We start from the raw sequence: 26,671 nt of genomic DNA on the forward strand, positions 1-26,671 counted from the left end.
TTAGACCTCGGGTACAGCAAGCCATGTGCCAAAACTCAATTCGTGCTGTAATATTCTGCCGCCCAATGAATACCGTGGTGGAAAGATCGCCCCCCGATCGGTGCGGCGTCAGCGCGGTGAGACAGTTTGTGTATCATACGGTCTCATCGGACGGATGGGGACGGCGAGGGAGGGGGGGGCGGATTCAGCGGGACGGAAGAGCCGGCGGACGGCGGCTTACACCGCTCTTCTTTTTTGGGCCGACATCCATGCGGGCGAGGCGGCGGTACAGCGTCGCGCGACTGATGCCGAGGAGCTGGGCAGCCCGGATGCGGTTTCCTTCCACCATCTGAAGCGTGTCCAGGATATCCCGGCTTCCGCCCGAAGCGCGACCGCGCCTGCCCACGATCTCCGGGGGGAGATCGGAGGGCTGGATCGCGGCGTTTCGTGACCTGATGACGGCGTACTCCATGGCGCTTTTCAGCTCGCGGACGTTTCCGGGCCAGCCGTAGTCGAAGATAAGGCGCATGGCGTCCTCGCTCACCTCCCGCACGTTCTTGCCGCTCGCGACGCAGCACGCGCTCAAGAATCCACCCACGAGGAGGGGGATATCGCCGCGGTGCTCGCGCAGGGGGGGGAGGCTGATCCTGGCAACGCGTATCCGGTAGAGGAGATCGGAGCGAAAGGCGCCCTCCTTCTCCATGCGGGTCAGGTCGCGGTTTGTCGCGGCGATGAGCCGGACGTCGACCCTTCGCGGTTTCGATTCCCCGAGGCGCACGATTTCCTTCAACTCGATTGCGCGCAGCAGGTTCGACTGGAGCGCGGGCGGGATGTCGCCGATTTCGTCGAGGAAGAGCGTTCCGCCCGCCGCGGCCTCGAAGAAACCCTGGTGGTCTTCGATGGCCCCCGTGAACGCCCCGTGACGGTGGCCGAAGAGCTGGCTGGCGAGGAGGGGCTCCACCAGTCCGGCGCAGTTCACGGCGATGAACGGCTTCTCCCGGCGGGGGCTCGCGGAGTGGAGCGCCCGTGCGACCAGGTCCTTCCCCGTGCCCGTCTCCCCTTCGATGAGGACGGTCCAGTCGACCTTGGCCATCTCCTCTATCTGGCGGTAGATCCTTCGCATGGCGTCGCTGCGGCCGACCAGGTCATGGAACCGATCCTGCTTGCCGAGTTCGCTGCGGAGCTGCCGGGCCTCGGTCACATCGTAGAAGTAGAAGATCTTGCGTTTGCCGTCGCGGGGATCATCGCACACCTCGACCTCGAACCAGTAATGCCGGCTGCCGGGCGCCGCCGTCCGGACCGACACCCGCGAGCGCTCCCCGGGCGGCCGCGCGCACATGGCCTTGAGCTCCTCCGCCTCGCTCTTGGAGAATCGGAACAGCCGCTCCCAATGCCGCCCCAGCGCGTTGTCCCGGCTCACGCGGAAATACTCCTCGCCGGCGTGGCTCAGGAAGACGATCCGGCCGCCGCCGTCGGTCATGGCGATCGGCATGCGGAACTGGTCCAGAACCGCGATGACGTTGCCGTGGCTCTTCTCGATCTGGGCGAGCGCGTCGCTCAGTTTCGCCTCCGCCTGTCCCCGCTCCAGCGCGTAGCGCATGCAGCGGCGGAGCGTCCTCCCGTCCACCTGGTCCTTGACGAGGTAATCCTGGGCCCCCGCCTTGACCGCCTCCACCGCGAGAAGCTCGTCGTCCATACAGGTCAGGACCACGATCGGCACGCCCCCCGCGCGGCCCTTGAGCTCGCTGAATCTCTCGAGGCGGCGGTTGTCCGGGAGACTCAGGTCGAGGAGGACGAGCCCGACCCCCCCCTCGCCGATGCGCGCGAGCCCTTCCGAGAGACAGGCCGCGCGCACGACCTCGAACGGGGGGCCGTCCGTGTCGAAGCACATCCCCTCGATCAGGTCCGCCTCCGCCCGGTTGTCCTCGATCAGGAGGACCGTGGTCGCTTCCGACATGCAGCCCCTTTCGATCGCCCCCCCGTCTTCCGGCGCGCGCCCGAAAGGCCGTTGGCCCCCATCTTGACGGCGTACATCGCCGCGTCCGCGCGCCTGAGCATCTCCTCCAGCGAGCACGGTTTCCCGGGCTCGCAGTGCATCGCCCCGACGCTCATCGTCAGGCGTAACCCGCGTTTCTGCCGCTCGTTGCGGGCGCTGATCCTGTCGTGCAGGCGCTCGATCAGGTCGTCGGGAGGCGCCGCGGCGGTGCCCATCGCGAGGACCGTGAACTCGTCCCCGCCGATCCGCGCAATGATGTCCGATTCACGGAAGGTCGACTTGAGGATCCGCGCGATTTCGATGAGCGCGCGGTCCCCCGCCGCGTGCCCGAAGCCGTCGTTGATCCGTTTCAGATTGTCGACGTCCGCGAAGATCATGGAGAGCCCCTGTTTAAGCCGCCGCTCCATCCGCACCTGCTGCATCGCGAGCGCCGAAAACCCCCTCCGGTTGTAGAGGCCGGTCAGGTCGTCCCGTATGGAGAGCGACTGCACTCTCTGCTGAAGCTTATGCCGCTCTATCGAATAATGGACAGAGCGCCGGAGGATATGGCGGTTCATGTCGGCTTTCGAGATGTAATCCTGGGCGCCCTCGTGCAGCGCTTTCGTCGCGTTCTCCTCCTCGGCGCAGTTCGTGAGAATCACCATCGGAAGGTCGGGGTGGCGGGCCCGCATCGCGCGGTACGTATCGAGTCCACTCGAGTCTGGAAGCATCAGGTCGAGTATCACGAGGTCGATCCCCCCCTCGTCGAGGCGCGCCAGGGCTTCCGCGAGGAGCGGCGTGCACTCCACACGGTATCGCAGGTCGTTGGCGTAGTCCTCCGGCCCGCTCTCTTCGTCGGAGAAAAGCTTCGCGATGAGGGCTGCCTGGGCCTCGTCGTCCTCGACGAGAAGAAGCCGAATTCGGGTATCCCTATCGTCCTTCATCAGAACCCCCGTGCGCGGCTCCCGCGCCGTTCCCGGCGGGCGGCTCCGCAACGGCATCGCCCGCCTTCCTGTCGGGTATCGTGAAGCGGAACGATGCGCCCCTTCCCTCCGCCGACTCGACCCAGACACGGCCGCCGTGCGACTCGACGATCTTCTTTACGATGGCGAGCCCCAGCCCCGTCCCGTGCCGGTTCCCGCCGGCTCGCGGCCGCTCCATGGGGGCGAAGATCCGTTCGAGGTCCGCCGCCGAAACGCCGATTCCGTTGTCGCGGACGGAAAAGATCCACTCTCGCTTCCCTCTCCGGGAGGATATCCGGATCCGCAGCGGCTTCGACCCGTGGTTGTTCAGGGCGTTCGACACGAGATTCTGAAAGACCTGGACTATCTGGGAGGGGACGGCGATCACCGTCGGCAATTTCTCCACCGTCACCTGCGCGTCGAGCGCGCTGACCGCTCCCCGGAGGTTCGCGAGCGTGGCCTGCACGATCTTGCCGCAATCGACCGGGCCGGCGGGTTTCCTCCGCGTCCCGATCCGCGAGTAGGTGAGGAGATCGCAGATGAGCGCATGCATCCTGTCGATCGCCCCCATGCAGGGGGTGAGGAAGTTCGCGAGGGAGGGGGCTGCCGACGCGCTCAGGTTCTCCTTCAAGAGGTTCAGGTAGCCGGAGAGGGTGTTCAGCGGAGACAGGAGGTCGTGCGAGGCGATGCCCGCGAACTGATCGAGGTCGCGATTTGAGGCCCGCAGGCTCTCCGTCATGCGGCGCAGCTCGTCCCGCTCCCGCTCGATCGCGGAAAGTTCGACGCCGGAACCTCGGTACCCCTCGAAGTTCCCGCTCTCGTCGAGGATGGGGAAGGCGTTGATCGAGAGAACCGTCTCGCGGCGATCCTTGCGGACGAAGACCATCCGGGATTCTTGGAGGCGCTTCCCGGCCGCGAAGGCGTTCCGCGCCTCCGCATCCCCGGGGGAGAGCAGGTCGTGAATGTGCATTGTGCCCAGAAATTCTTCGGGCGCATACCCCACCAGCCTCTTGCTGACGGCGTTGGAGTAGGTGAGGCGCCGTGCGGCGTCAGTTTCCCACACCCATTCGCTTGTGAGCTCTGCGAGCCGCTCGAACCGCCGCGCGGCGGACCTCGTCTCCTCCTCTATCCGCTTTCGCTCCGAGATGTCCCTGACGATCGCAATGACGCACTTGAGCCCCCCCACCTCCGCGGGGGACCTGCGCGCATCCACGAAGATTCTCCGCCCGTCCTTGCGGAGCATCTCCGTTTCACGGCATGCGGTCTCGGTCCGGGACCGGGCCGGCGGCCGCGCGGCCTCCTCCCTCGGCACGAGGTCGCGCACCCGCATCGATAGGAGCTCTTCCCGGCTGTAGCCGAGGAGGGCGGAGGCGGTGTGATTGGCCTCCAGGATTTCCCCCTCCGCGGACTCGATGAAAATGGCGTCTTTCACGCGTTCGAAGACGACCCTGAATCGCTGCTCTCTTCCCTTCAACGCCTCCTCGAACCGCTTCTGCGCGGTGATGTCCCGGCCGATCCAGACGCTCCCGATCCAGTTCCCGGAGAAGTCCAGGAGTCGGGTGCCGATGACGCTGAGCACCCGCGGTTTGCGCGGCGGGGCGGAGAGGGTGATCCGTCCCCATCACTGCTTCCCTCTCTCGAGCGTGCGTGACGCCGACGGGGGGATGGGGCGCTCCCCCCGCAGGGCAGGCAGTGTCGCCACGTTCTTCCCGATGATGAGGGCCCGCGTGAGGCCGAACAGGCGCTCGGCCGATGCATTCAGGTCGCGGATCGTGCCGTCAAGCGCGGTGACGAGGACCCCCGAGTCCATCGTGTCGAAAACGGATGATTCGTCCCCGGACGGCTTCTTGTCCGGGAACTGCTTCGCGCATGCGAGCATGTAGTTCTCGAGGTGGAGCTGCACGATGGTGGAGCTGACGGATACGCGGACCAATCCCCCGTCCTTCCTGCGGATCACCCCCTCCCGCAGAAGCGTTTCGGTGTCCCTGCGGGCATTGATCTCGCGGGCGTAGCTCCAGGAGGCGGAGACGGTCGGGTCTATGTCGGCGACGGAGAGGCGGAGAAACTCCCGCCGGGTATAGCCGGAGACGAGGCAGGTGGTTTCGTTGACATCCAGGAACCTGCCCGAGTGGGGATCGATGACAGACGCGCAGCCACGCGTCTGGGCGCAGAGCCGATGGAGGGCCCGAGACTCCCGCTCCCGGCCGCGATCACCCTCCGCCGACACCTCTGCGGGAGCGCATCCGTGACCTTCAATTGCCCCGACCAATCGGCGGAGCGGCATTGGAGCATCCCTCTGCAAGCCCAGTCCGATACGTCCCGTCGAGGGCACGAACGATCCCTTCGCCTCTCCGGTTCCTGGCCCCGGGTGCACCGGTCGCCCTTCACGAAAAACCTATAGAAGAGCACTCGACAGCAAAATGCTTCTCACTCTCAATTAAAGCAAATAGTCATGCCTCCTAAAAGCAAATTATTCATGCCTCCGGGGGAACCGCCATTGGGGCATTCCACCAGTTATTGACTCATTCCCACAGGGGGGATGCGCGGGATGGAAAGCGGTACGGGGCGCGGACGGCGGGGGGGGCGTCCTGCAGCGCGAGGGAGGTGGGGGGATGACGCGGAAGCAGGCGATGAACGGCACGACGTGGAACAGGGTCGCATCGAACGGGCGTTCAGGATGTTCCAGGACCGGCTGGTGAAGGAGATGAGGCTGCGCGGCGTCTCGGACGATCGAGGAGGCGAACAGGTTCCTCGACTGGTATCTGCCCCGGTACAACAAGAGGTTCAGCGTCGCTCCGCAAGAGGCGGCGGACCTTCACAAGCCCGTCCCCGCGGATGTCGATCTTTGGAGCGTCCTGTCGGTGAAGACGGTCCGCGCGCTCCGCAACGACTTCACCATCGCCCACGACCGGAAGCTGTATCAGATACAGGATCGCGTGCGCGCCAGGACGCGTACAGTCGAGGAGCGGCTCGACGGCTCGATGGCGATCACGCACAGGAGGCGGGCGCTGAGGTTCAGGGAGATTGCCGCAAGGCCGGAACGGACGAGACAACCTGCGGCCGGATCGTCGAAGCCGGCGCAGGCGCACGTTCCTCCCGCGGATCATCCATGGCGCGGACATATGCTGCCCGGCGGCTGGCGTGTGGCCTCATCGCGCCGGGATGGCGCATCCCGGGACAATACGGCCGGGCAGAGACGAGCGAAGAACGGAGCGGACCGACAAGTTTTTCGGTTCGGCCCCCTAGGGGGCCAAGGGAAGATGCACTCTCCACGGAGTGAATCTCAAAACCGGACATTTTAACTTTGCTAGAAATAGGACATTTTAGCTTTGCTATTACAACGGCGACGTTTGTGCTTGCCGGCGCGTGCGCGCTTTACTAAAATCCGCTTCTTTACCGGCGACCGCGGGGCGTGTGCCCCCCCCGATTGAAAGGGGAGCTTCTCATGTCGTTCGACAGGAAGATCGATTCGACGCTTCGGGCGAAGCTCGGGGCCGCCGACTACAACCGGCTCGCGGCGATTTCCAACACCCGCCTCCATCGCTTCGTGGCGGATGCGATAGCCCTGTGCGATCCGGAAACCGTCGTCGTGCCGGACGACTCCTCCGCCAGCCTCGCGCAGACGAGGCGCAGGGCGGTCGAGGCGGGCGAGGAGACCCCGCTCGCGGTTGACGGGCACACCGTGCATTTCGACGGGATGCAGGATCAGGGGCGCGACCGGGAGGCCACGAGGTACCTCGTGCCCCCGGGCGATGTCCTCTCGCCCTCCCTCAAACAGATCGGGCGCGAGGAGGGGCTCGCGGAGGTGAATGATCTCCTCCGCGGGGCGATGCGCGGGCGCGCGATGATCGTCCGGTTCCTCTCGCTCGGGCCCTCCGGCTCGGCGTTCGGCATCCCATGCGTCGAGATCACCGACTCATGGTATGTCTCCCACTCGCTTGACCTGCTCTACCGCCAGGGGTACGAGCAGTTCAAGCGGCTCGGCGCGAAGGCGGAGTTCTTCGCGACGCTCCACTCCGCGGGGAGATTGGATGAGAGGATGGTCAGCGCGGAGCCGGCGAAGAAGCGCATCTACATCGACTACTCGACCGACACCGTCTACAGCGTCAACACGCAATATGCCGGGAACACCGTCGGCCTCAAGAAGCTCGCCCTCCGGCTCGCCGTCCGCCGGGCGGATCGCGAGGGGTGGCTCGCCGAGCATATGCTGCTGATGGGCGTCCGCGGGCCCGGGGGGAGGAAGACGTACCTGGCGGGGGCGTTTCCCAGCGCCTGCGGGAAGACCTCGACGGCGATGCTCCCCGGGGAGACGATCCTGGGGGACGACATCGCGTACTTCCGCGCGATCAGGGGTGTGTGTCGGGCGGTCAACGCCGAATCGGGCATCTTCGGCATCATCCAGAACGTCACCGCGAAGGACGATCCGGCGATCTGGGAGGTGCTCACGAAGCCCGGGGAGGTCATCTTCTCCAATGTCCTCGTCAACGGCGGCACGCCGTACTGGCTCGGGATGGGTCGGGAGATCCCGAATGAGGGCGTCAATTATTCCGGCCCCTGGCGCAGGGGGACGCGGGACGCCGCCGGCGCGGAGATCCCCCCCGCCCACAAGAACGCCCGCTACGCCGTGGCGCTCAGGGCGCTCTCGAACTGCGATGCCGCCCTCGACGACCCGGCGGGCGTCGAACTGCGCGGAATCATGTACGGGGGGCGCGACGCGAAATCGTACGTCCCGGTCCAGCAGGGATTCGACTGGGAGCACGGTATCGTCGCATACGGAGCGGCGCTTGAGACCGAGACGACGTTCGCCATCATCGGGCAGGAGGGTATCTCCGAGATCAACCTGATGAGCATCCAGGACTTCGTATCCATACCGCTCGGCCGGTACGTGCGCAACAACCTCGAGTTCGGGAAGAAGCTGACGCGGCCGCCCGCCGTCTTCGGCGTGAACTACTTCCTGCGCGACCGGGAGGGGCGGTTCACCAACGGGGTTCGCGACAAGCGCGTCTGGGTGAAGTGGATGGAACTGCGGGTGCACGGGGAGGCGGACGCGCTGCGCACGCCCACCGGGTGGATCCCCTGCCTCTCGGACCTCCAGCGGCTGTTCCCCTCCGTGACCGGCCAAGAGTACACCGCCGAAGCGTACCGGGCGCAGTTCACCCTGCGTGTGCCGGAGAACCTCGCCAAGATGGACCGGGTCGAGAGGTTCTACCGGGAGCACGTCGCGGACACGCCGCCGGAGGTGTACCGCGTCCTCGCGGGGCAGCGGGAGCGTCTGCTCGAGGCGCAGGAGCGTTTCGGCGACTACATCAGCCCCGAGGCGTGGCGGTAGCGCGTGGGGGTGGGGTCAGCAGCAGGTGGGGTCAGCGGGTGGGGTCAGGCCCTTATTTATTAGTTTAGCTGCGCTAAACTAATAAATAAGGGCCTGACCCCATGCTGTTTCTAAACTAATAAATAAGGACCTGACCCCACTGACCCCACGCTGTTTCGCCGCGTGGATCTCGGCAACCGAATCGGTGCCTTTTCTGCGTGCTGCGGCTCCCTTCCCTTCCGCCCTACTGCACGATCACGTTCTGCACGCTCGCGTACCCCTCGATCGGCATGAGCGGGTCGAGGTTCGCCGGGCAGAGCTCGACGACTATCGTGTACTCCCCCGCGATGCCGGGCGGGATCGTCAGGTTCAGCAGTGGCCCCGTGTACACGGCGGGGAGGCCCGGGATGTCCTGGACGAGCGGCTCGGTGCCCTCCCTGAGCGCCGTCGGGTTGCCGAAGGTGAACGACCACGCCGAGGCGCCGGGGCCGAAGATGCAGCCCCACGCGTCGAATGCCTGCGCGAGCGGCTGCACCTCCACGTCCACAGTGAAGACGTCCCCGGCCGCGAGCGAGGTGCCGCTGAGCGTCACGACGAGGCCCTGCGGGACGGGCGGGGCGACGACGTAGCGCTCGGAGGTGGTGAGGGCGTTGTTGTCATTCCACCGCCGCCCCCCGAAGACCCACATCTCCCCGCCGTCGGTCGCCGGCACGAACGCGGCCGCGTGATCGCGCCGCGCCTCGACGAGGGACGGGAAGGTGGACCAGCTGTTGTCGGTGATCCGGTAGACGAAGCAGTTCGCCCACTCCGAAGGGAACTGCCCGCCCCCCGCGACGACGATCCGCCCGGCGAGCGGGTGCACGGCGTCCGGAGAGAAGCCGAACGCGCGCCCCTCGCATACGGCGGTCGGGAGATCGCGCACCGACGCGTCGTCCCAGCCCGCGGCAACGTTCGATAGGTTGAGGCGTTCGCATCTCGATGACGCCGTCAGGACCTTCGGCACGCCTGTGTAGCGCGCCCCTCCGATCGCGTACGCATAGCCGTTCACCACGGCGGTTTGTATGAACCCCCGCGCCTGGGAGAGGTTCACGCCTGGCTCCGACCAGCGGTTACCGGGCGCGAGCGAGGGGTCGAAGACGTAGGTCGACGAGAACTCCGACTGGTCGGTGGAGCGCGTCCCGCCGAAGACGTAGAGCTTGTTCCCGTGCGCGACCACCCCCCCGGGAATGCGCTGCACGGCGGGCCAATCGTCAGCTGGGAGACTCACGGCGGTGTTGGTCGCGGGGTAGTATACCTGCACCGCGTGCGTGTAGGAAGCGTCGCCGAGCCGGCCGCCGACGAGGTAGATCCCCTTGCCGGTCGAGTCCTCGAGGATGTTGAGCGTGTAGTTCGAGACGGGGAAGGGGAGATTGGCGCCGGTGTCCGCGTAAACGCCGGTGTCGGGGTCAAAACTCCAGACGGAACCGTCGGTCGAAGCGTCGGCGAGGCGCCCGCCCAGGAAATAGACGAGGCCCGTGTCGGGGAAATAGATCCCGTCGAACCGCTTGAAGGCGAACGACGTGTCGGGTCCGTAGTCCCACCGCTGGGCGGCGGCGGGTGCCGCGAGGGCGGCGGCAAACGCGACGGCCAGGGCGACGAGGAAGAGACGCGTGCTCATGGGTGCCTCCCGTGGTTGGCCGGGGCGAACCGCTCCCTCCCCGGCACCTGCCTTTCGCGCGCAGGTACGTTCCGCTCCGCCCGGAAAACGCGGGCGGCCCTTCCCGATCTCCCGAGTCGCGCCGCGTCCGTCGTGGATCCCGAGCCCGGCCTCGCGCTCCTACGGTCGCTTCCGCCGTCAACGGGGCACGAAGACAACGAAATGGCGTTTCGAAATCGCACGAAGACGTGCCGGCGCGGGCGGCGCTACTGCTCTATCCCCTTCCGCGCCTTCACCCCTTTCCGGTAGTAGTGCTTTACCTCGCGCATCTCGGTGACGAGATCCGCCCGCTTCTTTAATGACGGGTGCGCACCGCGGCCCGTGATGACGAGCTCGACGCGGGTCGGCTTGAGGTCGGCGAGGCGGAGAAGCGCCGAGACGGGAAAGAGACCGATCCGCGCCGCGACCGCCGCCTCGTCGAGCACGACGAGGTCGTATGTGCCGGAGGCGATCGCCTTCTCGGCTGCCTTCAGCCCGCGATGCGCGGCGGCGACGTCCGCCAGGGACGGCTTCCCCCGCACGAAGCACGCCCGCCCGAACTTCTTCACGGTGACCGCGGGGCGGAGAAGGGCGAGTGCCCGGTCCTCGGAGTACGCGCGCCCCTTCATGAAGCAGGCGATGAAGACGCGCATCCCCGCGCCAGCCGCGCGCAGGGCGAGGCCGAGGGCGGCGGTGGTCTTCCCCTTGCCGTTCCCCGTGTAGAGCTGGATGTACCCTCTCATGCGGCATTCCTCAGCGGGAGCAGTGTAACACATTCGCCCCATAGTCCAGAGATAGCCCAGACGCAATAGATATCATCTTGGCGTTCAATAAGATATATCCCAAAATTTTGGCAAGAAATTGCCCGGCGTTGCGGGGCGGACCCTTGCCGGAATATTTGGAATACATCATTTTGCGCCAGAGCAGGTTGCCCAGTACGTCTGCGTGGGGTATCTGACTGTCACGTTCTCCGAGTCCACGTACCCGGGGATCGCGTCCCCGGCGCCCAAGGGCCTGATTCCCGCGGGGACGAGGCCGACGATGACCTGGTACGTCCCCGCAGCGCCCGAGGGGATGGCGGGCATGTCGAGGAGCCGCCCCGTGTGGCGCACGTTGCCCATGCACATCGGCCACGGGGTGTCGGCGAGCTGGCCGTGCGCCCACGACGCCGCGATCACGATGCACAGGATGCGTCTCATCCCTATGCTCTTCCTTTTGCGCGCGCACCGTCCGGCCCGCATTCCACCCGGAGGGAATGCAGGCGGCACCGATCCCCGCGAGGGGCTGTGCGCGGGCTTCGACGGATGGCCCTCGCGGAATCGAGAATACTCGCGCTAACCGCGCTGCGCATATGCATGCACATCTTGAAGTCTGCCCCTTGTGCCGTATCCCTGTCAATCACCTGCGGGGGGAGATTTTTAGGGCCCTTTGGGCCACTCGACCTGATACGGCCGGCCGGGGAAATCGCCGCCTGCGCAATTCCCATCGCATTGCGCTGAAGATTGTTAAGGTATATCCGCACGCGAATCTCGCCGCAAACGCCTCTCACCGCGAGGGGTAGGTTTGAGGTTTTGCCTCAAACCGGCCGAAATCGCCGCGTCTCGATGATGCAGTAGATCTCGTTTGATGCCCGGACGTGACCGACCATCGTTCCGCCGACGACGGCGAGCGTCGCGGAGCCGTCCTCGGATTTCGGTATCCGTCCGGATCAGACGACCCCGCCGGAAGCGGCGAACCCGCTCTGATCGACGACGGCGAGCAGCGAGATCTCATCGAAGAGATTGAGTTCGAGAAATTGCGGCGTGGACAACGGGTTGCGGAACGGGGAGAGGTCGGGGACGACCGCGCGCGCGGGACAACGCGCTTCCCCCCTTCCCCGGCCTGTGCTATGGTAGACACGTTTTCGGATGGGATCAAGCCGCCGCCGCGCGCGAGATGCCGATGAAAGCCCCGGATTCCCCGACCTGCTGCATACGCGCGCTCGTATCCGTTTGCGCGACAACGCTCCTCTGCGTTCCCGCCTCCGCCCGCCCGGGGGATACCGTCAGGGACATCCTCTTCGCCCGGGGCATCGCCGCGTACGATGCGGGCCGCTACGACGAGGCGGCGCGGGCGTTTCGCGAGATTCTCAGCTCCGCCCCAACCGACGCGGAGTCGCGCCGCGCCCTCGCCCTCTCCCTCTCGGGCGCGGGGGATTTCGGGGAGGGCGTGCGCCTTCTCCGGGAGCTTCACCGCGAGCGGCCGGACGATTTCGAGACGGGGGCCGAGCTGTGCCTCGCCCTCGCCCTCGCCGGAGATTTCGGCGAGACGGAGGATCTCCTGCGCGGCCTCGACGCGCGGGCCGGCGACGGCGCGCGCCGGGCGGAAATCTCCTTCCTCCGGGGGGTGCTCGCCGGCGAACGGGGAAACCACGCCGAGGCGCTGACGCTCCTCGCGGACGCGGCGGCCTCGGATGCGGCGGCCGCGTCCCGCGCCCGCTACTACCGCGGCGTGTACCTCGCGCGCTCTGGCGACCGGGATGCGGCGCGACGCGAACTGGCGATGCTCGGCGAACGCGCGCCCACGGCGGCGATCGGGAGAATGGCGGGGAGGGACGCGGACCTTCTCGCCCGTCCGCCGGATGAGAAACAGTGGGGCGGCAAGGTCACCGCGCGCTACGAGTACGACGACAACGTGATGCTCGCCCCCGACAACGAGCAGCTCCTCGGCGTCTCGGGGAGCGGCGACTGGCGCTTCCTGACGACGTTCGAACTCGACGCCCCCGCGCTCGCCCGGGGTCCGTTCGAGCTCGACACCCGTTACGCGTTCGTCCAGTCGGTGCACAACCGGCTCGGCGACTTCAACCTCCATGGCCACGTCGGGGACGCGTGGGTCAGGTACCGCGGGTCCCGGGCCACGCCGTTCCTGGGCTACGAGTACGCCTACTACCTCCTCGACGACTGCAGGCAGAGCTATCTCCGCGGCAACCGCCTGTTCGGGGGACTCGACATCCCCGTTGCCTCGCGCGCCTTCTACCGCCTGACGTACACCTGCAGTCTTGACGACTACATGCTCCCGTACGGCCCCTCCGAGGACGACTGGGACACCGAGCCGGCCAACGCCGTCTCCCTCGAGCAGTACCTTTTCCTGGGGAGGGAGCGGAAGGCGTTCTGGCGGACGGCGCTCCGCTACGACCACAACAACGCCCGCGGCGACAACTTCTACTACCACGGCGGGGCGCTCGCCGGGGAGCTCTACGTCCCGCTCGGGCGCGGCTTCGCGGCGGATCTCGAGGCCGGGTACCTCGTGTACGACTACACGCGGAACGCGGACAACCGGGCCGACCAGCGGCTCGATCTGAACGCCGACCTCCGGAAGAACCTTTTCGGGGACACCGATCTTGTCTTCAGCTACGCCTTTATCCGGAACATGTCGAACGTGTCGCTGTACCAGTTCAGCCGGAACATCTACTCGCTGATATTGGAGACGCGGTTCTGATCCCGCGCGTCGCGCGGGGGCCGCCTGTGGTACAATGCGGAGAGACGGTACCGATAGCCCGGAGAAGACCCGTATGCGCACGATGGCGAGGGTGGTGTGCATCCTGGCGGTGGCCTGCGCCGCGCGGGCGCATGCCGCCGAGGGCGGGTGCGGCACGGTGGTGGCGATCAGCGGGGAGGTTCTGGCGACGCCGCCCGGGACGTTCCTTAGGATCGGCGACACCGTACAGGAGGGGACGGTCGTCGAGACGGGACCCGGCGCGGCGGTGAAGCTCGTCTTCGACCGGGCGCTGCTGAGCATCGGCGGGGGCACGAGGATGGAGCTCTCGAGATACTACTTCGCGGATGAGAAGGGGGTGCTCGAGACGCTCATCCGGCTCGTGAGGGGGATCATCCGTACGCAGATCGGGCCGGGACTCGGACCCGAGTCGTCGTTCCAGATCGCCACCTGGAACACCATCGCCGGCGTGAAGGGGACCGATTTCTCCGTCGAGGCCGAGGAGGGGACGTTCAGCGCCTGCTACGTCTTCGAGGGCGAGGTCGAGCTCGTCTGCTCCTCCGGCGACCGGCGCATCCTTTCGGCGGGCGAGATGGGGCGCGTGGAGGGGGCCGGCGGCGCGATCACGGCGAAACCGATTTCCCCGGGCCTGCAGGCCCAGAAGCAGGTGACGCTGCGCGAGGCGCCGCGGAGCGGGGCGCTCTCCGGGGGCGCCCGCGCGAAGGCCCTTGCGGCGTCGGCGGCGCCCGGCTCCTTGGCGGCGCCGCCCGCGGGAATCGCGCAGAACCCGCAGGTGAACGTCGTCGGGAACCAGCCGATCAATCCGAAGAATCTTTCGGTGCCCGCCGTGCCGGGCCAGGCGCCCCCCGTTCCGCGCCCGCCCGCTCCGCCGGGGCCGCCGGGGCCGTCCGTGCCGCCGGAACGGCCGGAAGGGCTCCCGTTCTAGCGATGAGACGGGCGCTTGCGTTCCGCTGCGTCACGATCGCCCTCGCCGTCTCCGCCGTGTTCATCGCGCTCCTCGCGGTGCGGACCCCCTTCCTCGAACAGCTCAATCTGCGCCTTCTCGACATCAAGTTCCGCCTCCGCGGCACGTCGCCCTCCGGCGGCGGCGTCGTGCTCGTGGTCGTCGACAGCGAGAGCCTCGCGAGGGTCGGGAGGTGGCCCTGGCCCCGCACGGTTCTCGCGCGCCTCGTCCGGGAGATCTTTCGCTGTACCCCGCGGGCGGTCGGGCTCGACATCATCTTCGCGGGGAACCCGCCGGGCGGCAGCCCGCGCGACCCGTCGGAGGATCGGGAGCTCGTCGACGCGCTCGGGCGGCCGGGCGGGGTGGTGCTCTCCACGCACTTCGCCTTGTCCCGCGAGGAGGGGGGGTTCCAGCCGCAGCGCGACTTCGAATCGGTGCTGGAGACGATTCGGAGCGGGAGGATCGAAAGCGTCCTGCAGACGGGAATCCCGACGGACCAGTCGTTCGTCCTGCAGGCCTACGGGGCGGAGGCAAGCGGGCCGGAATTCCAGGCGGCCGCGGGGAGGAGCGGGTTCTACAACGCGCTCGCGCACGCCGACGGCTCCATCCGGCAGATCCCGCTCGTGATCCGCGCGCAGGGCGACTACTACCAGAGCTTCGCGGTCGCCGTCCTCAAGGCGGCCGTCGGGGAGGGGGTCACGCAGCTCGTCATGGACGGTCCCGCCGTGCGCGAGCTCAAGGTGGGGCCGGTCCGCATCCCCTGCGACGAGCAGGGGCTCTACCTCGTGAACTACTACACCGCGCGGAAAGGTTTTCCCGTGATCCCCGCCTGGAGGATCCTGGCAGGGGAGTTCGAGCCGGAGGAGCTCGAGGGGAAGATCGCCCTCGTGGGCGGAACCGCCCCCGGGAGCTTCGAGCTCAGGGTGAGCCCGTTCAACCCGGTCACCGCGAGCATCGACATCCAGGCCACGATCGTGGACAACGCCCTGACGGGGCGTTTCATCGGCCAGAGGATATTCGGCCCGTCGCTCACCGCGGCGGTCCTCGTGGCCTTCACCCTCCTCGCGGGCATCGCGGTGCCGTTCGCGCGGAAACCGTGGCAGGAGGCCTGCGCGGCGTCGTTGCTGCTGGGCGCCTACCTCGCGTGCGACTACCTCTGCTTCGTCCGTCTCCATCGAAACCTCTCCACCTTCTACCCCCTCGCCTCGATCCTCTCCGCTTCGCTCGCGGCGGGGCGCTACCTGTCCCGCGCGAGGGAGCGGTGGCACGAGCTCCAGAGGAGGACGGCCCTGGACCTGAGCGAGGTGTTGAACCGGATGGGAGACCCACGGGGACTCCCGGACAAGATCGTGGCGGCGTTCGTCGAGATCACGGGGGCGTCCCGGGGGCTGCTCGCGGCGCCGTCGGGGGACGGGCACGCCGTGGAGGCCGCGCGGGGGATCGATCGCCGGATCTGGGAGGGGGACGGGTTCGGGGAGGCGCGGAAGGCGATCGCGCGGGCCCTCCGGGACGGGCCGATTTCGATCGAGACGAGCCCCCGCGGCGGTGTCCGCTGGAGCGTCTGCGTGCCGCTCGCGGGCAAGGGGAGCCCGCGCGGCGCGGTGTACCTCGACGGCGTTTCGTCGCCGCCGCCGTTCGGGTTCGACGCGGGCGTGCTCGCCACCTTCGCCAATCAGGCCGCCATCGCGCTGGAGAATGCCGCCCTGTACGCGCGGCTTCGGGAGGAGGAGGAGACGCTGCGGCGTGAGAACCTGTACCTCAGGAAGGAGATCGAGGCCGCGCCGCGCCCGGCCTATATGATCGGCAACAGCGCCTCGATACGCCGGGTCTACGCGCTGATCCACAAGGCCGCCGAGTCGTCCATCTCGGTCCTCATCCAGGGGGAGACCGGGACCGGCAAGGAGCTGATCGCGCGCGCGATCCACTTCACCGGCGCGCGCAAGGACGCGATCTTCGTCGCGCAGAACTGCGGCGCGCTCCCCGCGTCGCTCCTCGAGAGCGAGCTCTTCGGCCACGTCAAGGGCGCGTTCACCGGCGCCGTGCGGGACAAGAAGGGGCTCTTCGAGGCCGCCGACGGGGGGACAATCTTCCTCGACGAGGTGGGCGACATGCCCGCGGAGCTGCAGGTCAAGCTCCTGCGGGTGCTCCAGGAGGGGGTCATCCGGCCGGTCGGGGGGGTGGGGGAGAGACGGGTCGACCTGCGGGTCGTCTCCGCAACGAACAAGGACCTCGCCGCGGAGGTTAAGGAGGGCCGGTTCCGCGAGGACCTCTACTACCGCCTCAACGCCTTCACCATCCACGCCCCCCCGCTGCGGGAGCGCGCGGACGACATCCCCGCCCTCGTGGCGCACTTCATCGCGCAGGCGACCGCGCGGCTCGGCAAGAAGGTCGCCGGGATAAGCCGGGAGGCGATGGAGCGGCTCGCGGCGTACCCGTTCCCCGGCAACGTGCGGGAGCTCGAGAACGAGATCGAGAAGGGCGTGCTTCTCATCCCCGAGGGGGGGATGATCGACACGGACGCGCTCTCCGAGAAGTTCTCCGCCGCGCGCCCCGCGGGCGCCGCGCCGGCGTTCTCGCCGGAGCAGATGCGCTTCGACCAGGCGGTCGCCGCGGTGCAGCGGGAGTGGATCGCGCACGCCTTGAAGAAGCACGGCGGCAACAAGACGAAGGCCGCCGAGGAGCTCGGAATGGACCGCAAGACGCTCAACGCCATGATCGAGCGGCTCGGCCTGTAGCGCCTTCTCTCCGCGCCGGGTCCTTCCGGCGTTTTCGTCCCCTATCGTTGTCTGCTCGTCCCGTCTCCGGGTATCCCGTCCCAGTCTTTGTGCGGAGATATTCCCCGCCCTTTCCGGGAAAAATTACCCGCCGGCGCCATTTTGTCATCTGCGTGTCGCTGGAAGTCACTCAAGGCGGTCAGCGCAACCTGCTGCACTTGAATGTGTAAGGCGAGTATTTCCTTTTCTTTGCGGAGACTGTTCCTTATGGCATCCGAATTGCATGTGTCTACCCGTGGCCCGAAAAGAGAATCCCTCTTTCACGAGACCGCAGCACGATCTGAACGGACGGGCTGAAGAAGCGAACGCGGCATGGACGGCGCTCTTTTGGCGGATGCCGAAAAGGATCGTCGTGGCGCATGCAGCCGCAAGGGAGGAGTCGATGGGTCGGATACGGATCTCTGTCGTCGTGGCGGCGTGCGCGGTATGCGCCGCGATGTCCTTCGGAATCTCCGAGGCCCAAAATCTCGAGATCTACTGCGTCGCAGTGGGCCTCGACGTCAGCGGTACCTGGCACCAGGGGGATTCGACGCTGGTGATATCGCCGGCCGGGAAACGCGTCCTCATCGACGGAGGACTGGGGGGGAGCGGGGGATCGGACTCGGTGCTCGCCTTGTTCAATCGGATCAGCCTGGGCGGTCTGGACTACATGGTCGCCACGCACTGGGACATGGATCACTCTCAGGGGCTCGACAACATCGCCACGCACAACTCGAATCAGTACATGCCGACCATCGCGGTGTACGATCTGGGAGACAGCGGCGGCGGAACGACGTACGACAACGTATTCGGCGCGTTGAGGAGTACCCCTGCCGCGGGGTCGTTCATAAACCTGGGCGGTGGATGCACGATGCGTTTCGTGACCGTCGACGGCCAGATCGAGGGCGGCGATTACCTGGATCCCGGCACTGACGCGAACGCAAGATCCATCGGTGTGCTGATCAGCTACGGGGGATTCGACTACCTCTCGCTGGGGGATCTGCCTTCCGAATGGGAGGATCTGCTCGGCGAGTATCTCGCCGCCCAGGGATGGGGGATAGATATCCTGCACGTGAGTCACCACGGTGCCAACACCTGTTCCAGCCACGACTTCCTGGCGCGGATCCTTCCCGAATTCGGGGTGATCTCCTGCGGGAACAACAACAAATACGGGCACCCCCACCAGTACGCGATCAATCGTCTGAACGGACTGACGAACAGCGGGCTGGGGGTCTTCTGGCCCCCGTACGCCCCGATGACGAAGATCTACGCCCTCGAGGATGGCGATCCGGGCGCCGGGACCGCCTCGAACGTCACTGTCGTGGGCGCCGGGCACGACACGGATCCGACGCTGCAGGGCAGCCTCAAGATCACGGTGTCTAATCCGGGCTGCTCGTATCTGTTCACGAACGAGGGGCCCAATACATTCCAGGTACAGGACGGCCCCTATCCCGTGGACGACGACTTCGGCGGCTGCCCCCCGGTTCCCACTCCCACACCCTCGCCGGCGCCCTGCACGGTGCTGGCCGAGGAGCAGTTCGAAGGCGCCTGGCCGCCCAGCGGAGGATGGCAGGCGGGAAATACCACGTTGAGCTCCTCCATCTCCCATAGCGGTTCGCGCAGCGTCCTGATCAACGGGAACACCGAGTTCCTGATCACCCCGTATCTCGACGATCCGGGCATGCTGGTCTACTGGATCCGCTCGGCTGCCGGGCTCACCAACTTCAATGTGGAGTACTCCAAGACCGGATTGTCCGGGTCGTGGATCCCGCTGCCCGGTTCCCCGACGACGACCAATTATTTCGGCGCCTTCGCGCAGGAGACGTTCAACCTCTCCGGCTATCCCGACTGCTTCGTCAAATTTTCCCGGGCCGACAGCAAAACATACTACCTGGACGATCTGATGGTGACCTGTGTCCAGGCATTCACGTCCACGCCCACCATCACCCTCACGCCGACGATCACGCCGACGCCGACGATCACGCCGACGCCCACCGGAACACCCGCTCCGGGAGGCGCGGGGGTGGTCATCAATCAGGTATGTCCGTTCTCCTCGCAGGGCGAGTACGTGGAACTCTACAACAACGGGGGCACGGCGGTGAACCTCGACGGCTGGACGCTTAACGTGTATACGAACGATTATACGTTCGGCGTTTCCGACGTGATCCAGGCGCAAGGGTACTTCCTGATAGCCGATAGCGATCCTGTCGCCGGTGTTACCCCGGACGCCCTCTGCGGCATCAATATCACCGACAACGGCGCGTCCAGCTACGTACAGCTTCTGGACGCATCCGGGACGACGATGGACACGGTGGGATGGGCGTCCGCGTCACTCTACGAGGGGACAATCCTCGGCACCCTCGGGAGCGGCAAGGCATGGGCGCGGACGACGGACGGCGTGGATACGGACGACAATCTAAACGACTTCACGCAGATCGTTCCGTATCCGAACAACAGCGCGAGCAGTTCCTCCACCGCGACGCCCACGGAGACGCCGACTCAAACGCCCACCATCACGCCCACACCCACGGAAACGCCGACTCAAACGCCCACGATAACCCCGACGCCTACGGAGACACCTACAGAAACGCCCACGATAACCCCGACGCCCACGGAAACGCCGACTCAAACGCCCACGATAACCCCGACACCCACCCGGACGCCGACGCCGACCCCCACGCCGGTTTTGTGCACGTGCGAAAGCTTCGAAACGGGCTTCCCGCCGTCGGGATGGGCGGAGTCCCACTGTGTCTTGACCCATGCGTACGCGTCCGACGGCTCATGCAGCGTCCTCCTCGAAAAAGGGGCCATCCTGATCACCGACCCGGTTGCCTCGGGGAGTTCCATTACGTTCCGACTGTTCGCGAAGGCATTGCCGTACGATACGGCGGCCTGCAAATTCATCGTCGAATATTCGCCTTCCTCCAGCGGACCGTGGACCGCGTTCCCCGGATCGCCGGTTACCGGGTCGTGCCTCAGCGGATTCATAAAGGTGGCCGGGACGCTTCCGAGCACGCCGGGGTCCGTGTACGTACGCTTCCGGCCCGGCAACAAAAAGTCGTACTATCTCGACCTGGTATGCGTGAGCGGCGATCCCTGGCCGGGCAAGGACCATGTCGGCAAGCCCCTCGCGGTGGTCCATCGCGTCCATTTCTCGGTGACGCCCACTCCGGCCGCGAAGAGAGCGGTCGTGCGTGCAATAGGCGCTTCGCTGAAGTAGGTCAGGACGGGGGAGATCAGCGTCGGCCGAAAGAAGCTCAAAGACAATGGTCGGCGGGCGAGGGAATGTAGAGGCGCCCTCCTCCCGCATCCGCGGCGGTGCGAGAGGAGACGGACGCTGGTCTTCGCCGAAGGATGCGGGATTGAGGCAGGAGCCTCTCGCGAAAGATCGACACGATACGCGAGGAGCGTAGTGGGCTCACAAGGCATGAGTGTTTCTGTGTTTCATGGGGGCGGAGCCGCGTGCTCCGAGAGGTGGCAACGGACAGTGATGCATGAAAGGGAGGCCGGCACGATGACAACCGGATCAGGACGGAGAACGCGGAGCTGTTTCGCGCACCTGCTCGGGGGCATAGCGATCATTGCGCTGCTCATACTGTCCACTGGAAACGCATCCGCCGCTGACGGTGAGTTGGTTTGGGCAAAGCGCGCCGGCGGGACGAGTGGGGATCGATGCTATGGCATCAGTTCTTTTTCAGACGGTTCAAGCGTCGTGACGGGATCTATCATTGGCACCGCTGTATTCGGGGCGGGTGAGGCAAACGAGACGACGCTCATCTCGGCTGGTTCTATCGACATATTTAGTGCGAGATACAACGCGAATGGGACGCTTGACTGGGCGAAGCGCGCCGGCGGGACGGGTCAAGATTACGGCACCGGCATCAGTACCTTATCAGATGGTTCAAGCGTCGTGACAGGGTATTTCAACGGCACCGCCGTATTCGGCGCGGGTGAGCCGGACGAGACGACGCTCGTCTCGGCTGGTTCTTGCGACATATTTGTTGCGAGATACAACGCGAATGGGACGCTTGCCTGGGCGACGCGCGCCGGCGGGACGGATACCGATCAAGGCTACGGCATCAGTGCCTTTCCTAACGGGACAAGCGTCGTAACGGGGAGGTTCAAAGGCACCGCCGTGTTCGGTGTGGGTGAGCCGAATGAAACGACGCTTGTCGCGGCTGGTTATTACGACTACGACATATTGATCGCGAGATACAACTCTGACGGGACGCTTGATTGGGCGACGCGCGCCAGCGGGACGCAAGAGGAAGGCCTTGGCATCAGTTCCTTTCCCGACGGGACAAGCGTCGTGACGGGGTGGTTCGCTGATACTGTTGTATTCGGCGCGGGGGAGCTGAATGAGACGACGCTCGTTTCGGCAGGAGCGGGCGACATATTTGTCGCGAGGTACAACACTGATGGGACGCTTGACTGGGCGACGCGCGTTGGTGGGGCGTACCATGATCTCGGCAGAGGCATCAGTACCTTTGCCGACGGTACAAGCGTCGTGACGGGGGATTTCAGGGACACTGCCGTATTTGGCGCGGGTGAGCCGAACGAGACGACGCTCGTCGCGATTAAGAGTGACATCTTCATCGCGAAGTACAACTCTGACGGGACGCTTGCTTGGGCGAAACGCGCCGGAGGGAAGGGTTGGGATCAGGGCTGGAGCATTAGTGCCTTTTTCGATGGGACAAGCGTTGTGACGGGGCCTTTCAGGGGCCTCGTCATATTCGGCGCGGGGGAGCTGAACGAGACGACGCTCGTTTCGGCTGGTTCGATGGACATCTTCATCGTTAAGTACAACGCCGATGGGACGCTTGCCTGGGCGACGCGCGCCGGTGGGACGAAGTGGGATCATGGCTGGGACATCAGTTCCTTTCCCGACGGTACAAGCGTTGTGACGGGATATATCGAAGGTACCGCCGTATTCGGCTCCGGCGAGCCGAACGAGACGACGCTCATCTCGGCTGGTTACGATGATATATTTGTTGCGAAGTACGGAGGGCCGTCGACGCCCACTCCCTGGCCGGCGGTTGTCGTGGGGACGGTTGCATCGAAGCGGACCCCGACGCCGACCCCGACGCCGACGCGCACCCCCTGGCCGACGGTTGCCGTGGGGACGGTTGGATCGAAGCGGACCTCGACGCCGACCCCGTCCCCGACTCCCACGCAGACGAGAACGCCAACGCCAAGGCCGACTTCTCCCCCCTACAAGACGCCGACTCCTACGCAGGCAAAGGGCAAAGTCGGTCTCCGCTAAAGGGTGCGGGATTGAGGCAGGGGCCTCTCTCTAAAGATCGACACGATACGCGGGGAGTAGCGGCCGGAGCTCGGAGTGGGGCCGGGAATCGATGTTCGTGCGGCCGCCGAAGGGCGCTCCCATCGCGAAGCCGACGCCTGGGGGGGCGACTTCAACCCGCTGATGGATGGAATTTGCGGCTACACACGGCGCGGGGGCGGCGACAGAAGGAGGAAAAGATGGAAACAGCGGGGACGAGCATGAAGACCTCTGCGTTAATTTGGATGGCGGGCGCGATCTTCTTCTCCGCCTCATATTGCTCGGCTGACTTCATTCAGGCGCAAGGCACCGGCTTAAATCCAAATTCCTGGGTGTACCAAGCCTGGGGTGATTTCGACAATGACGGCCTCTTGGATATCCTTGAACATGGGAGTCTTGTGCCTCCTTTGGGTCCATGGCAGCATTACCAAACTCTGTACCGTAATGAGGGTAATGAACATTTCCTCGAAGTTCCATTTCCCGTGGGCGGTACCTCCGCCTTTTCGGTTAACTTTCCATACGCGACGGATAATCTGTGGGTGGATGACAACAGGGACGGGAACCTGGACATCGTAGCGCGCAAGTATACATATCTGAACAACGGCAACGGTGTATTTACCAAAAGCAGCAACGCCTTCCCCACCTTAATCAGTTTCATCTCATGGGGAGATTACGATAACGACGGCGATCCCGACGCGGTCGTTTCTTATCTGGTCTCGCTCCACAACTGGTCGACCAGAATATTCAGAAACGACGGCAACGGTGTCATGACGGCTTTAAACTCGCCTTCAATAGATATTGAGGATGGAGACGCGGCCTGGTTCGACATGGACAATGACGGGTACCTTGATCTCGTTGTCAGTGGATGGGATGCCCACGCCGGAGGCCACACCCGTCTCTACAGGAATAATACGAACGGCACATTCACGCAAATGAACAACACTGGGTTGCCCGACTTGGGCTGGACACCGAGCATATCGGTGGGAGATTACGATGGTGACGGATACCTCGACATCGCCATGCTTGGAGCAACGGTAGACGAATATCCATACACAGGTATTCTCCGGAACAACCAGAACGGCACATTCACCGATATCGGCGCGAATCTCGTGCAATATATTCTTGGTTGGCTTGCTTTCGGGGATTACAACAACGACGGCAAGCTTGATATCGCAGTAATCGGGAATTACCACAATCCCGGACAGCCGATCGTGTATCAGAATCAAGGGCATGATATCTTTACCGGGCTTCCGTATCCGTTGAAGCCGTGTGAGTTTGACGACAAACCATTTTTGTGCTGGGTGGATTACGATAATGACGGACGGCTTGATCTCTCATACTCCGGGCTGGAAGCGGGACCGGGGGCGTTCAACACGCTCTATCGAAACATAGGCGATCCCATGCAACCGGCGTTCTTCAACAAGCGGCCAGCCGCGCCTACGCTCGCCACGCAGTACGGAACGCAGTTCTCGGGGACGGTGACGCTGCAGTGGAACCCGGTGACCACGGACGAGACGCCCGCGGCGGCGATGACGTACAACCTGCGGGTGGGGACGAGCCCGGGGGCGTGCGACGTGGTTTCGGCGGACGCCGACTCGTCGCACCCGACGAATAACACGCTCCTCGGCAATGTACAGAATGGAACGTTCGCCAAGCTCAAGGTGCCAGCCGGGAATATCGCTCCGAAACAGTACTACTGGGCGGTGCAGGCGGTGGACGGGGGGTACCGGAGCTCGGAGTGGAGCCGGGAATCGATGTTCGTGCGGCCGCCGAAGGGCGCTCCCATCGCGAAGCCGACGCCTGGGGGGGCGACTTCAACCCGCTGATAGAGAACCACCGACCGGGAAGATGAGCGGTCGCCTCTGGCCGTCCCCGAACGCATAGGGATCCGTATGCGCTCATCTCTGGCGCGTTGAGCGGGATCACCGGGTTGAGATCCTGCTTGGCAGCGTAAATCGGGGCGGGTGGTGTCCGTTGGTTATTGTCCCCTCGTCTCGGCGCTCAGGCGCCCGGCCGATCTTTTTCTAAGGTTCTCTTCCATTACATCTGGAAATCGCCGCCCTTTCCCGTTCCTCGTGTGAGAGGGGAGACATGCGCTCCTGCGGCAATGACGCATATGTCTCTCCGGCCGAAGATGCTCAAAGCGATCCTTCAGATCTCCCCCCACCGTATGCCTCCCCTTCAGGGAGGAAGGAGACAGGCAAGGGGCGAAGATAAATGAAAGTGATTACTACTACAGGGCATTTGCCCAAGCGCATCTGTGGAAATAGCGGCTATTTTCGACCTCCGAATGGTCTCCGGCGGGGGAATCTAGACCCGATCCGCCGAGGAAAACTTCCCCAATAGCTTCTCGCCCATCGCATCGGATGTCGAAAAGCCCCGGGTAATAGCTCCTAATCGCTACCGCTCGAATGTGATACGTCTATTCCGTTCAATCGTTCTCTGGCGTGCGCGTTGGCATCCTTGTTGCTTCCATAATGTAATCGTTCCGTGAACCGTCACATAAGCGCTCGGAGGCCGCGCGGAAGAACCGATTCACGGGAGGGACAGGAGCCAATTTCAGGAGCGGAAGGGTGTTCGGGAAGAAAGGGGAGAAGGAGATGAAGAAGGCGCTGGTTCTGTGGTGTATTGGCGGATTCATATCATCCATCGTGTTCGCGAATGAGTACGATCTGATGTGGGAGAAATTCGAGCACGGGGGAGTGGCAACGGGCATTTGCACGCACGACAACGGGGACTGCACAATAACCGGGTATTTCAACAATACGATGACGTTCAATGGAGGGCCGGTGCTCACCTCCGCAGGTGGTTCCGATATCTTTTTAGCGAGGTATACAACAGACGGAACCCTACTCTGGGCAAAAAGCGTAGGAGGTGTGAAAGCGGACGTCGGAAATGATATCTGCGCGCTCCCGGGCGGCGGATTCGCGGTGACGGGTTGCTTCGGCGACACGGTAGAGTTCGGCCCGGGGGAAACGTTGACCTCGTTAGCTAACTCCCTATTTGTAGCCGAGTATAGCGCCACGGGAGACCTGGAGTGGGTCGTGAGCGTTGCGTCCGTTTCGTTTGGGGGTTTGGAGGGGAAGGGTATTTGCGCGCTCCCTGACGAAGGGGTCGCGGTGACGGGGTGTTTCAGCGGCACTGCTGTATTCGGGGCGGGCGAGCCGAACGAGACGACGCTCGTGTCCATAGGGAACAATAACATATTCGTGGCCAAATATGACAAAAGCGGCTCTTTTCTCTGGGCAAGGAGCGCTGGATCGACATACATTAATGGGGGGGAGGGCATTTGCGCAACCTCGAACGGGGGGGTCGCGGTGACGGGGTATTTTACCGGCGCGGCGGTGTTCGGCGAGCCGGGCAACCAGCAGATACTGTCCTGTAACGGTGATCTCGATATATTCGTGGCAAAGTATGCGGACAACGGAGACTTCCTTTGGGCGAAGAGTGCGGGGGGTGCGGGGAACGACCAGGGACTCGCTCTATGCGAGCATCCCGACAAGACAATCTCGGTGACGGGGTGGTTCACTGGCACCGCCGTATTCGGCGCGGGTGAGCCGAACGAGACAGAGCTCGTCAAGGCAGGGAACTATGACAGTGACGAGAGCTTCGTTGCGAGATATGGCGCGGACGGTGCCTTGGTATGGGCGAGGGGCTCTGGATATACGGGGGATGACACTGGGTCCGACATCTGCGTACACAACGACGGGAGCAGTGTGCTCGTCGTCTACTGCCCCGGCTATATAGCAAAATACACTTCCAACGGCACGTGTGAATGGGCGCAAGCTATGTCCGCTTTCACGGGGAATAGCATCAGCATCTTTTCGGATGGGACGTTCGCAATTAGCGGGCAAAGTGCCTATGTTGCGCGCTACGGTTTGTCGACGCCCACGGAGACGCCCACCGAGACGCCGACGATCACCCCCACGCCCACGGAGACGCCCAACGAGACGCCGACGATCACCCCGACGCCCACGGAGACGCCTACCGAGACGCCGACGATCACCCCCACGCCGATGGAGACGCCCACCGAGACGCCCACGATCACCCCGACGCCCACGGAGACGCCATGCAATACCTCGTTGATGGTCGGTGACATCAGCGATATGGAGATCGCCACGACGAGGTCGAGCATGGACGGCGGGTGGTTCTTCTACTTCGGGCTGGCGGAGGACATCTACGAGAACCCCCTCGGCATCGTGAACGACAACGGCAATGGCTTCACGGACGGAGGCAGCTATACGCCGGCGCAGGCGGTGGGGGTGTGGGTGGGGCGGGACTCCGAGGACTTCGCCATCCA

The 26,671-nt window shown here is 64.9% G+C and carries 14 protein-coding genes and 3 pseudogenes; 10 read left to right on the forward strand and 7 right to left on the reverse strand.

The window, feature by feature from the left end; genetic code table 11:
- Positions 1-184: 184 nt before the first annotated feature.
- The 4 genes from GXY35_00895 to GXY35_00910 are packed head-to-tail and all read right to left on the reverse strand — an operon-like array spanning position 185 to position 5,143.
- A complete protein-coding gene (locus GXY35_00895) occupies positions 185-1,936 on the reverse strand; it encodes a sigma-54-dependent Fis family transcriptional regulator (protein NLW93159.1) in 1,752 nt (583 codons plus the stop codon).
- Complete coding sequence (locus tag GXY35_00900) at positions 1,909-2,898, reverse strand: diguanylate cyclase (GenBank protein ID NLW93160.1); 990 nt, start codon at positions 2,896-2,898, stop codon at positions 1,909-1,911. Before GXY35_00900 ends, GXY35_00895 begins: the two co-directional genes overlap by 28 nt.
- Positions 2,885-4,495 carry a PAS domain S-box protein gene (locus GXY35_00905; protein NLW93161.1) on the reverse strand — a complete coding sequence of 537 codons (1,611 nt, stop codon included), beginning with the start codon at positions 4,493-4,495 and terminating at the stop codon, positions 2,885-2,887. Before GXY35_00905 ends, GXY35_00900 begins: the two co-directional genes overlap by 14 nt.
- 42 nt (positions 4,496-4,537) lie before the next feature.
- Complete coding sequence (locus GXY35_00910) at positions 4,538-5,143, reverse strand: PAS domain S-box protein (protein NLW93162.1); 606 nt, start codon at positions 5,141-5,143, stop codon at positions 4,538-4,540.
- A gap of 1,218 nt (positions 5,144-6,361) precedes the next feature.
- Between GXY35_00910 and GXY35_00915 the strand changes: the two genes are divergently transcribed.
- Complete coding sequence (locus tag GXY35_00915) at positions 6,362-8,245, forward strand: phosphoenolpyruvate carboxykinase (GTP) (protein ID NLW93163.1); 1,884 nt, start codon at positions 6,362-6,364, stop codon at positions 8,243-8,245.
- A 223-nt stretch (positions 8,246-8,468) separates the two neighbouring features.
- Here GXY35_00915 and GXY35_00920 read toward each other — a convergent pair whose 3' ends face one another.
- From GXY35_00920 to GXY35_00930, 3 genes are all read right to left on the reverse strand, one after another.
- Positions 8,469-9,881 (reverse strand): hypothetical protein, encoded by a 1,413-nt coding sequence (locus GXY35_00920; protein ID NLW93164.1) that lies wholly within the window; start codon positions 9,879-9,881, stop codon positions 8,469-8,471.
- A 245-nt stretch (positions 9,882-10,126) separates the two neighbouring features.
- Positions 10,127-10,642: a cob(I)yrinic acid a,c-diamide adenosyltransferase gene (locus GXY35_00925; protein NLW93165.1), complete on the reverse strand. Its 516-nt coding sequence runs from the start codon at positions 10,640-10,642 to the stop codon at positions 10,127-10,129.
- Between the two features lie 165 nt (positions 10,643-10,807).
- A complete protein-coding gene (locus GXY35_00930) occupies positions 10,808-11,098 on the reverse strand; it encodes a hypothetical protein (protein NLW93166.1) in 291 nt (96 codons plus the stop codon).
- A 742-nt stretch (positions 11,099-11,840) separates the two neighbouring features.
- Here GXY35_00930 and GXY35_00935 point away from each other — a divergent pair.
- The 9 genes and pseudogenes from GXY35_00935 (at position 11,841) to GXY35_00975 (ending at position 26,441) form a co-directional block, all read left to right on the forward strand.
- Positions 11,841-13,376 carry a tetratricopeptide repeat protein gene (locus GXY35_00935; protein ID NLW93167.1) on the forward strand — a complete coding sequence of 512 codons (1,536 nt, stop codon included), beginning with the start codon at positions 11,841-11,843 and terminating at the stop codon, positions 13,374-13,376.
- Between the two features lie 73 nt (positions 13,377-13,449).
- A complete protein-coding gene (locus GXY35_00940) occupies positions 13,450-14,319 on the forward strand; it encodes a FecR domain-containing protein (GenBank protein NLW93168.1) in 870 nt (289 codons plus the stop codon).
- Positions 14,320-14,321: 2 nt separating this feature from the next.
- Complete coding sequence (locus GXY35_00945; protein ID NLW93169.1) at positions 14,322-17,072, forward strand: sigma 54-interacting transcriptional regulator; 2,751 nt, start codon at positions 14,322-14,324, stop codon at positions 17,070-17,072.
- 1,699 nt (positions 17,073-18,771) lie between these two features.
- Positions 18,772-19,101, forward strand: a pseudogene (locus GXY35_00950) (hypothetical protein).
- 468 nt (positions 19,102-19,569) lie between these two features.
- Positions 19,570-19,843: pseudogene (locus GXY35_00955) on the forward strand (hypothetical protein).
- Between the two features lie 239 nt (positions 19,844-20,082).
- Positions 20,083-20,310, forward strand: a complete 228-nt coding sequence (locus GXY35_00960) for a hypothetical protein (protein NLW93170.1) — start codon at positions 20,083-20,085, stop codon at positions 20,308-20,310.
- Between the two features lie 294 nt (positions 20,311-20,604).
- Positions 20,605-22,353, forward strand: a complete 1,749-nt coding sequence (locus tag GXY35_00965; protein NLW93171.1) for a hypothetical protein — start codon at positions 20,605-20,607, stop codon at positions 22,351-22,353.
- A gap of 218 nt (positions 22,354-22,571) precedes the next feature.
- Positions 22,572-24,197, forward strand: coding sequence for a VCBS repeat-containing protein (locus GXY35_00970; GenBank protein NLW93172.1), 1,626 nt, complete (start codon positions 22,572-22,574; stop codon positions 24,195-24,197).
- Between the two features lie 2,058 nt (positions 24,198-26,255).
- Positions 26,256-26,441, forward strand: a pseudogene (locus GXY35_00975) (hypothetical protein).
- Positions 26,442-26,671 lie beyond the last annotated feature (230 nt).

This window comes from Chlamydiota bacterium, from assembly GCA_012729785.1.
Taxonomy (GTDB): Bacteria; Auribacterota; Tritonobacteria; order UBA1439; family UBA1439; genus UBA1439.

Bases quoted from the DNA above. Each gene is read 5' to 3' on its own strand.
- GXY35_00895 (NLW93159.1), bottom strand. From the start codon at position 1,936: ATGTCGGAAGCGACCACGGTCCTCCTGATCGAGGACAACCGGGCGGAG.
- GXY35_00900 (NLW93160.1), bottom strand. From the start codon at position 2,898: ATGAAGGACGATAGGGATACCCGAATTCGGCTTCTTCTCGTCGAGGAC.
- GXY35_00915 (NLW93163.1), top strand. From the start codon at position 6,362: ATGTCGTTCGACAGGAAGATCGATTCGACGCTTCGGGCGAAGCTCGGG.
- GXY35_00920 (NLW93164.1), bottom strand. From the start codon at position 9,881: ATGAGCACGCGTCTCTTCCTCGTCGCCCTGGCCGTCGCGTTTGCCGCC.
- GXY35_00925 (NLW93165.1), bottom strand. From the start codon at position 10,642: ATGAGAGGGTACATCCAGCTCTACACGGGGAACGGCAAGGGGAAGACC.
- GXY35_00930 (NLW93166.1), bottom strand. From the start codon at position 11,098: ATGAGACGCATCCTGTGCATCGTGATCGCGGCGTCGTGGGCGCACGGC.
- GXY35_00935 (NLW93167.1), top strand. From the start codon at position 11,841: ATGAAAGCCCCGGATTCCCCGACCTGCTGCATACGCGCGCTCGTATCC.
- GXY35_00940 (NLW93168.1), top strand. From the start codon at position 13,450: ATGCGCACGATGGCGAGGGTGGTGTGCATCCTGGCGGTGGCCTGCGCC.
- GXY35_00945 (NLW93169.1), top strand. From the start codon at position 14,322: ATGAGACGGGCGCTTGCGTTCCGCTGCGTCACGATCGCCCTCGCCGTC.
- GXY35_00965 (NLW93171.1), top strand. From the start codon at position 20,605: ATGACAACCGGATCAGGACGGAGAACGCGGAGCTGTTTCGCGCACCTG.
- GXY35_00970 (NLW93172.1), top strand. From the start codon at position 22,572: ATGGAAACAGCGGGGACGAGCATGAAGACCTCTGCGTTAATTTGGATG.